The organism is Streptomyces sp. NPDC002309, from assembly GCF_053593375.1.
This window is the reverse complement of sequence record NZ_JBSFCI010000094.1, coordinates 1-5,474: the sequence shown is the minus strand read 5'-3', so window position 1 is coordinate 5,474 and position 5,474 is coordinate 1. Positions and strand designations below refer to the sequence as shown.

At 66.1% G+C, this 5,474-nt stretch carries 8 protein-coding genes and 1 pseudogene; 6 read left to right on the top strand and 3 right to left on the bottom strand.

Annotated features, from left to right (window positions below):
- Positions 1 to 543: 543 nt before the first annotated feature.
- Positions 544 to 723 carry a DUF5372 family protein gene (locus tag ACWCPM_RS34525; protein ID WP_450980215.1) on the bottom strand — a complete coding sequence of 60 codons (180 nt, stop codon included), beginning with the start codon at positions 721 to 723 and terminating at the stop codon, positions 544 to 546.
- Between the two features lie 38 nt (positions 724 to 761).
- Here ACWCPM_RS34525 and ACWCPM_RS34520 point away from each other — a divergent pair, with 38 nt between their 5' ends.
- Together ACWCPM_RS34520 and ACWCPM_RS34515 are read left to right on the top strand one after the other, a co-directional pair.
- Complete coding sequence (locus tag ACWCPM_RS34520; protein WP_450980214.1) at positions 762 to 992, top strand: integrase core domain-containing protein; 231 nt, start codon at positions 762 to 764, stop codon at positions 990 to 992.
- A complete protein-coding gene (locus tag ACWCPM_RS34515; RefSeq protein ID WP_450980216.1) occupies positions 989 to 1,519 on the top strand; it encodes a DUF4240 domain-containing protein in 531 nt (176 codons plus the stop codon). The genes ACWCPM_RS34520 and ACWCPM_RS34515 overlap by 4 nt, the downstream gene beginning before the upstream one ends.
- Before the next feature lie 74 nt (positions 1,520 to 1,593).
- Here the strand turns inward: ACWCPM_RS34515 and ACWCPM_RS34510 are convergent, their stop codons facing one another.
- On the bottom strand, positions 1,594 to 3,126 hold the full coding sequence (locus tag ACWCPM_RS34510) for a S1 RNA-binding domain-containing protein (protein ID WP_450980213.1): 1,533 nt from the start codon (positions 3,124 to 3,126) through the stop codon (positions 1,594 to 1,596).
- A gap of 106 nt (positions 3,127 to 3,232) precedes the next feature.
- Between ACWCPM_RS34510 and ACWCPM_RS34505 the strand changes: the two genes are divergently transcribed.
- From ACWCPM_RS34505 to ACWCPM_RS34495, 3 genes are read left to right on the top strand one after another with little or no spacing between them, the layout of a single operon-like run.
- A complete protein-coding gene (locus tag ACWCPM_RS34505; RefSeq protein WP_450980212.1) occupies positions 3,233 to 3,571 on the top strand; it encodes a hypothetical protein in 339 nt (112 codons plus the stop codon).
- Positions 3,572 to 3,573: 2 nt separating this feature from the next.
- On the top strand, positions 3,574 to 3,885 hold the full coding sequence (locus tag ACWCPM_RS34500) for a hypothetical protein (RefSeq protein WP_450980211.1): 312 nt from the start codon (positions 3,574 to 3,576) through the stop codon (positions 3,883 to 3,885).
- A 39-nt stretch (positions 3,886 to 3,924) separates the two neighbouring features.
- Positions 3,925 to 4,320 (top strand): hypothetical protein, encoded by a 396-nt coding sequence (locus tag ACWCPM_RS34495; protein ID WP_450980210.1) that lies wholly within the window; start codon positions 3,925 to 3,927, stop codon positions 4,318 to 4,320.
- Positions 4,321 to 4,505: 185 nt separating this feature from the next.
- On the opposite strand, the gene ACWCPM_RS34490 is transcribed toward ACWCPM_RS34495, so the two are convergent.
- A complete protein-coding gene (locus ACWCPM_RS34490) occupies positions 4,506 to 4,841 on the bottom strand; it encodes a DUF192 domain-containing protein (protein WP_450980209.1) in 336 nt (111 codons plus the stop codon).
- A gap of 187 nt (positions 4,842 to 5,028) precedes the next feature.
- Here ACWCPM_RS34490 and ACWCPM_RS34485 point away from each other — a divergent pair.
- Positions 5,029 to 5,332: pseudogene (locus ACWCPM_RS34485) on the top strand (LLM class flavin-dependent oxidoreductase); the annotation flags it as partial.
- Positions 5,333 to 5,474: the final 142 nt, after the last annotated feature.

The window sequence follows — 5,474 nt, the reverse complement described above, 5'->3', positions numbered from 1 at the left end:
CACCGTGCCGGCATCCGCATGACGGGCGGCCTCTCCTCAAGACGGTGCACTTTGAGCTGTACCAGCCTGTGCACATTCCGGTGTACGTCGACACCACCTCCTGCAGGCAGCAGCTCAAGCTCCAAACGTGGGAGGAGACAGCGGCCAGCGGCAGCTACTGGAGCTGAACCGCACCCCGAAACTGCCATGCCAGGTGAGTATCACACCGATGGCGTCTCAGCCGAACTGACGCACCACAGCTCAGGGCCCACAGACCCGCCATGATCCATGAGACATCCGATCCCGTCGGATCTGGTCCCCGACCGCATGGCTTCCCGGCCTCGACCCGAGTCTCACCCAAACCTGACACCTCGCAGGTCAGGAAGGACAGGTCAGGAAGTATCCAGATGACGTGCTCGATGAGACGTGGCGCGCCCCCGACGGCGGCCTCAATCCCACGACGATCACGGCGTCATCTCCCCGACACCGTCCCGGCCGCCGGACACCAGCCCGGCTACCAGATCCGCCAACTCGACCAGATCCCCGGTCCGATACGGACAGCCCTCACCGGCCGCCGCGACGAACACATCCACCGGCCGCCATGTCGGTCCACTCCAGCGGGAACGAACACCTGCGGCCCTGCCCGTCGAGGACCAGCACCACATCCCCGCGCCACGAGTTGAGCCGCTCGATGAACTCGAAAGCCTCACCGCACCGGGGATGAAACGGATGGATCAGCCGCACACATCCATCGTCATCGCGGGGAACGGGCGCATTCGACGGTGATTGCCAACGCCCTGATGGAGTCGACCATCGGGCTCTACAAGACCGAGCTGATCAAGCCGAAGTGGCCCTGGAGGACGCTGTCCCAGGTCGAGCTGGCCACCGCCGAGTGGATCGACTGGTACAACCACAGTCGACTCCACGGTGAGATAGGGCACATCCCGCCCGTCGAGTACGAAGCAAACCACTACCTCAACACCACGAAACCCCAGGTCACACCCAACATCTGAGATCTCTACCGAACCCGGAACGGTTCAAAGCCCTGGTTGACGAGTTGGCCACCCGTGCCAAGGACGACATCCCCCGCTACCAGGAACGCTTCGACGAGGTGCATGAAGCCGTCTACCGATGGGATGTGTGGGCAGCTGCCTACCTCATCGGCGGCGGCTGCTCGGACGACAGCTTCATGGACTTCCGCGCCGGTCTGATCGCGCTGGGCCGCGACTGGTATGAGAGGGCTGCGGCTTGCCCGGACAGTCTTGCTGAGCATCCTGCGGTGATCGCCGCCGCAGAAGTGTACGACGATGAAGTCGTGTTCTACGAGGACGTCAACTACGCAGCCAGCGACGCGTTCAAGCGCATCACTAGTGGCGAAGAGGACTTCTACGAGGCCTGGGACGAGTACGCAGCCTCACGTGACCGTTCCGGACAAGACGCCGAAGACATGGGCGAAGACTTCGACTTCGATGACTCCGTTGAGATGCGACGCAGACTCCCGCGGCTCGCCGCTCTCTACCTCCGTGACACCGCACACTGAGCCGCAACGAAGGAGTGAAGGATGCCATCGGTGACGATGTGTATGTGAGCATCCGGCTCCCGGGCATGCGCGTTTCAGGCAGCAGGTTCGTTTTGGTCAGCGGAGATCGCTTGCTGGTGCGACAGCGTGATGCGGCGGCGGATCGGGTCGATGCCCAGGACCTTGACTGGCAGTGCGTCACCGACTTGGACGACCGGCTGTGGATGGTCCGGGTGCCTCTCGCTCAGTTCGGAGTTGTGCACCAGCCCCTCGAAACCGTTCTCCATCTCTTCAATGCGTACGAATACGCCGAACGGTACGAGCTTGGTGACGCGGCCGACGATGGTCTGGCCGATCTGCCCGGTCAGCAGCAGCATCGGATCTTCGTGCAGGGCCTTGAGTGACAGTGACACGCGTTCGCGGAGCAGGTCGACGTCGAGGATTTCGGCGCTGATCTCCTGACCGACGGCAACGACGTCGGAGGGGTGATTGATGGGACGCCAAGACAGCTCAGGGATATTGATCATCGCCTCGAAGCCGCCGATGTCCACGAAGGTGACGCCGAAGCTGGCGATCTGGGTCACGGAGCCAGTGACGATCTCACCTCGGTGAAGGGTCTTGAGGAAGGCCCAGTTCCGGTCGCTCGGCGTCGGCTCGGTCCGCCAGCGGGCCCGTACCACTCCGTCGCTGTCCGGCATGACGGCGGTGAACAGAGGCAGACGTTCATCGGCATACATCGACAGGAGCGCCGCAGCGCTGGCACCGGAGATCCTCTTGGTCAGTTCCGGGAATTCGTCTTCGTCAGCGATGGCACTGCGGAGCTGGCCGTCCTTGTCCTGCCAGACACATTCGACGAGCCCTTCGGTGGGGAGAGCGCCGAGGACCGCGTCTATGTCGTAGGACAGGTCCGGCCAGACGGCCAGACGTGCGCGGGGAGCGATACCGGCGCGAACCGTATCGATGGAGTCGCGCGTGAGGCGGTGCCACCGTGAGGCGCCTTCGATATATGTCTCTTCCAGGAGCCCGGCGCGGCATGCGGCGACTGCCCAGCGCAGACCGGCCCAGAATTCGTCGTCACCGGGTCGCTGGACATCGGCGTCATCGGTCTCCATCTCGTACGGAGAGGAGGCCTGGCGCTCCGGGAACAGCCCCAGCGCGCGAGTTCGGGCCAGTGCCTCCTCGCAGGGCCGGGCACTGCTGATGTAGAGATACTGGTCCCATCCCACATGGACCGCGAACGTCCCTGCCGCCTCCAGCCGGCACCAGACGCCGTTGTCGCGCAACATGGCCCGCACCAGTTCCAGCCCGGTTTCGAGCGGTACCGCAGCCCCGTCGTGAAATCCGGTCAGGCCGGCAGGGAAGAGCCCGTCCAGCCCAAACCCGTCCACCGGAGGCTCGGCGCCGAAGTGCGCGATGGACGGGACGTGGGGTTCACGTACGGCCAGGTGATCGACGCCGGTGTCCGCGGCGAAGGCCGCGACCGCCTGAAGATAAGACGCCTCGACCTTGCCGTGATCGCTGACATTGTCCTCACTGCCGGCGTAATGCCCGTGTTCGTCACGGTCAGCGGGATCGTACTTGGTGACGCGGTAGACGTAGGGGAGCTGCACCGCCTCATCATCCAGCACGTCCGTGCCCTGACGCTCTTCGGCGAGGAGGGCGCAGCAGCCACCCGGAAGCCTGATGACCGGCACTGGAAGGGCCGGTTAGAGTCCGGCACGGAGAGGGGGCGTGATGGCGCTGAACAAGAGGGGGTCCCGGCGGATCACCGTTGACGGGACCGAGTACCGCTGGCGGATCCGCAGGAAGCCCTCCTACTCGCAAGATCTCTGCTGGACGCCGCTGACTTACGCGGTCGAGGTCGCCGCCGACCGACCGGGCAGGGTACTGGTCGTCACCGCCGATCAGCCACACCCCGGCAATTGGCTGGGCGTCGAATCGGAGCCCATTCGCCCGGCTGATGTCGTCGCGAGCATCTGGGAAGCCCGTCTGCAGGGGTGGGAGCCGACTCACGCGGGCCCTCCATACCTACTTGAGCGCGACCAGGACGGCGCCTTCCTCAGGGACCATTGACCGTGAAATGGTTTCGTTCCTACTGGGAAGAAGAGGACATCTGGTTCTACTTCGAGGTCGACTCGGAGGGATGGGTGACTCGACAGATCGAGCTTCAAGGCCCTGAGATGACCCCGATCGCTGCTGCCTCCCTCGCCGAGTGGCAGCGGGCCTACGACGCAGGCCGCCTCGATCAGTACGACAGCAGGTTCGGGATCACAGCCGAGCTGCCCGTCTCGGAATGGGAAGGCCACGACCCCGAGCAACTTACCTCCAAGGAGTTCGAGGAAGTCTGGGGTCCTGCGCGTCAGCAGATCGCATCCCGGCCCAGCTGACCTCTCGGCCCCGCGGAGACTTCTTGGCATCATCGCGACATGACTCCGGCGCTTCCCCGCACTGTCCGAGCCGTCGACACAGCTCATCTCCTGGACCTGGCCCAGGAGGCCGCCACGCACAGCTTCAGCCAGCGGCTCCCGGTCGACTGGCTCCGAGAGCACCTCGCCGCAGAGGCGACGCACTACCTGTTCCCGACCCTCGTGCAGCGGCTCACGCACCGTCCAGAGATGCCGCTGCAGTGGAGGTGCCAGCAACTGCTGACCGTCCACACCGGCGAACAGATCTGGGGTCTGCTCGACGTTCTTCCCGACACCTTCGACAAGATCCCGGAGACCCTGGACACGGCCTCCAAGAAGGACATCGTCAGCCGCATCGAGCGAGCAGTGACCGTGCGCGAGTGGATGGAACGGAAAGGTGTCGAAGCAGGTCCGTGACGCCCCTGGGCAGCGGTGCATCCTGCTGGACAGTCTGAGGAAATGACACCGATCTGAGACAGCCGCCGACCGACACGGCGTAAGACTGAAGGGGAACGTCCAGGTCACAGCGTCGGCATATCACACCGAAAGTGAGAACCTACACCCGCCCGGCGGGCACCGGCCACCGGCAGCCGCGCGCCCGGCTAGCGCACGTCCCCCGGACCCGTCTCCCGAACTTCCACCCGCACCCCCACCCGCACGCCCCACCCCGCCATTTCCCCGGCCGCCCCCTCCAGCACATGCCGCGCGCGCAGCCGGGGCAGGCCCAGCCGCCACGGCCTCATCGTGCGGACGGCGACGACGACCATCTCCCGGTCCAGGTAGGCGACGTCGATGGGCATGCGCATCCGGAAGGTGTGGACGCTGTTCGCGGGGGACAGCAGCATCGCGCCCGTCATGGTGTCCCGCCCGATCAGCCCCCGCGTCCGGGCCTGGTACGACGCCGCTATCTCCAGTGGCACCGTCGCACCCCCGGACACGGCCAACTCCCCTCGCCCGTCCCGCCGACACCGCCCACTGCCCCTGCCTCTGGCCGACACCACGCCCACGCCCCTTCACCGTCCGCGCGCATCCGGCGCGCGAACCGACCGTATCCGCACGCGACAACAGAGACCCCCGCACCGGAAGCCGGTTGTCCGCTCGACGGGTCCCGGGTAGGAAGGCCGCATGACAGGACTCGGCGCGGTGTTCCGTCCCCAACTCCCTCCCGAGCGGCTGCGTGCCGTCGCCCGACTGGCCGACGACGCCGGCCTCGACGAGCTGTGGCTGTGGGAGGACTGCTTCCGCGAAGGCGGTGTCTCCACGGTGGCGGCCGCCCTCGCCTGGACAGAGGCGGGTCCGTATCGGTGTGGGTCTGCTCCCCGGCCCGCTGCGGAACGTCGCCGTCACCGCGATGGAGGCCGCCTCGCTGCACCGGATGTTCCCCGGCCGGCCGATCCTCGCCGTCGGGCACGGCGTGCAGGACTGGGTGACTCCACCCACGCGTAAACGCGCGGGCTTCCTGTGTCGGTGGCTAGGCCACGTCGCAGAGGGCCAGCCCGGCCCTGTTGAGGACGTTCGCTGCGCCGACGTGGTCCGCGTTCGCCGCGAACCCGCACGCCGTGCACTGGAAC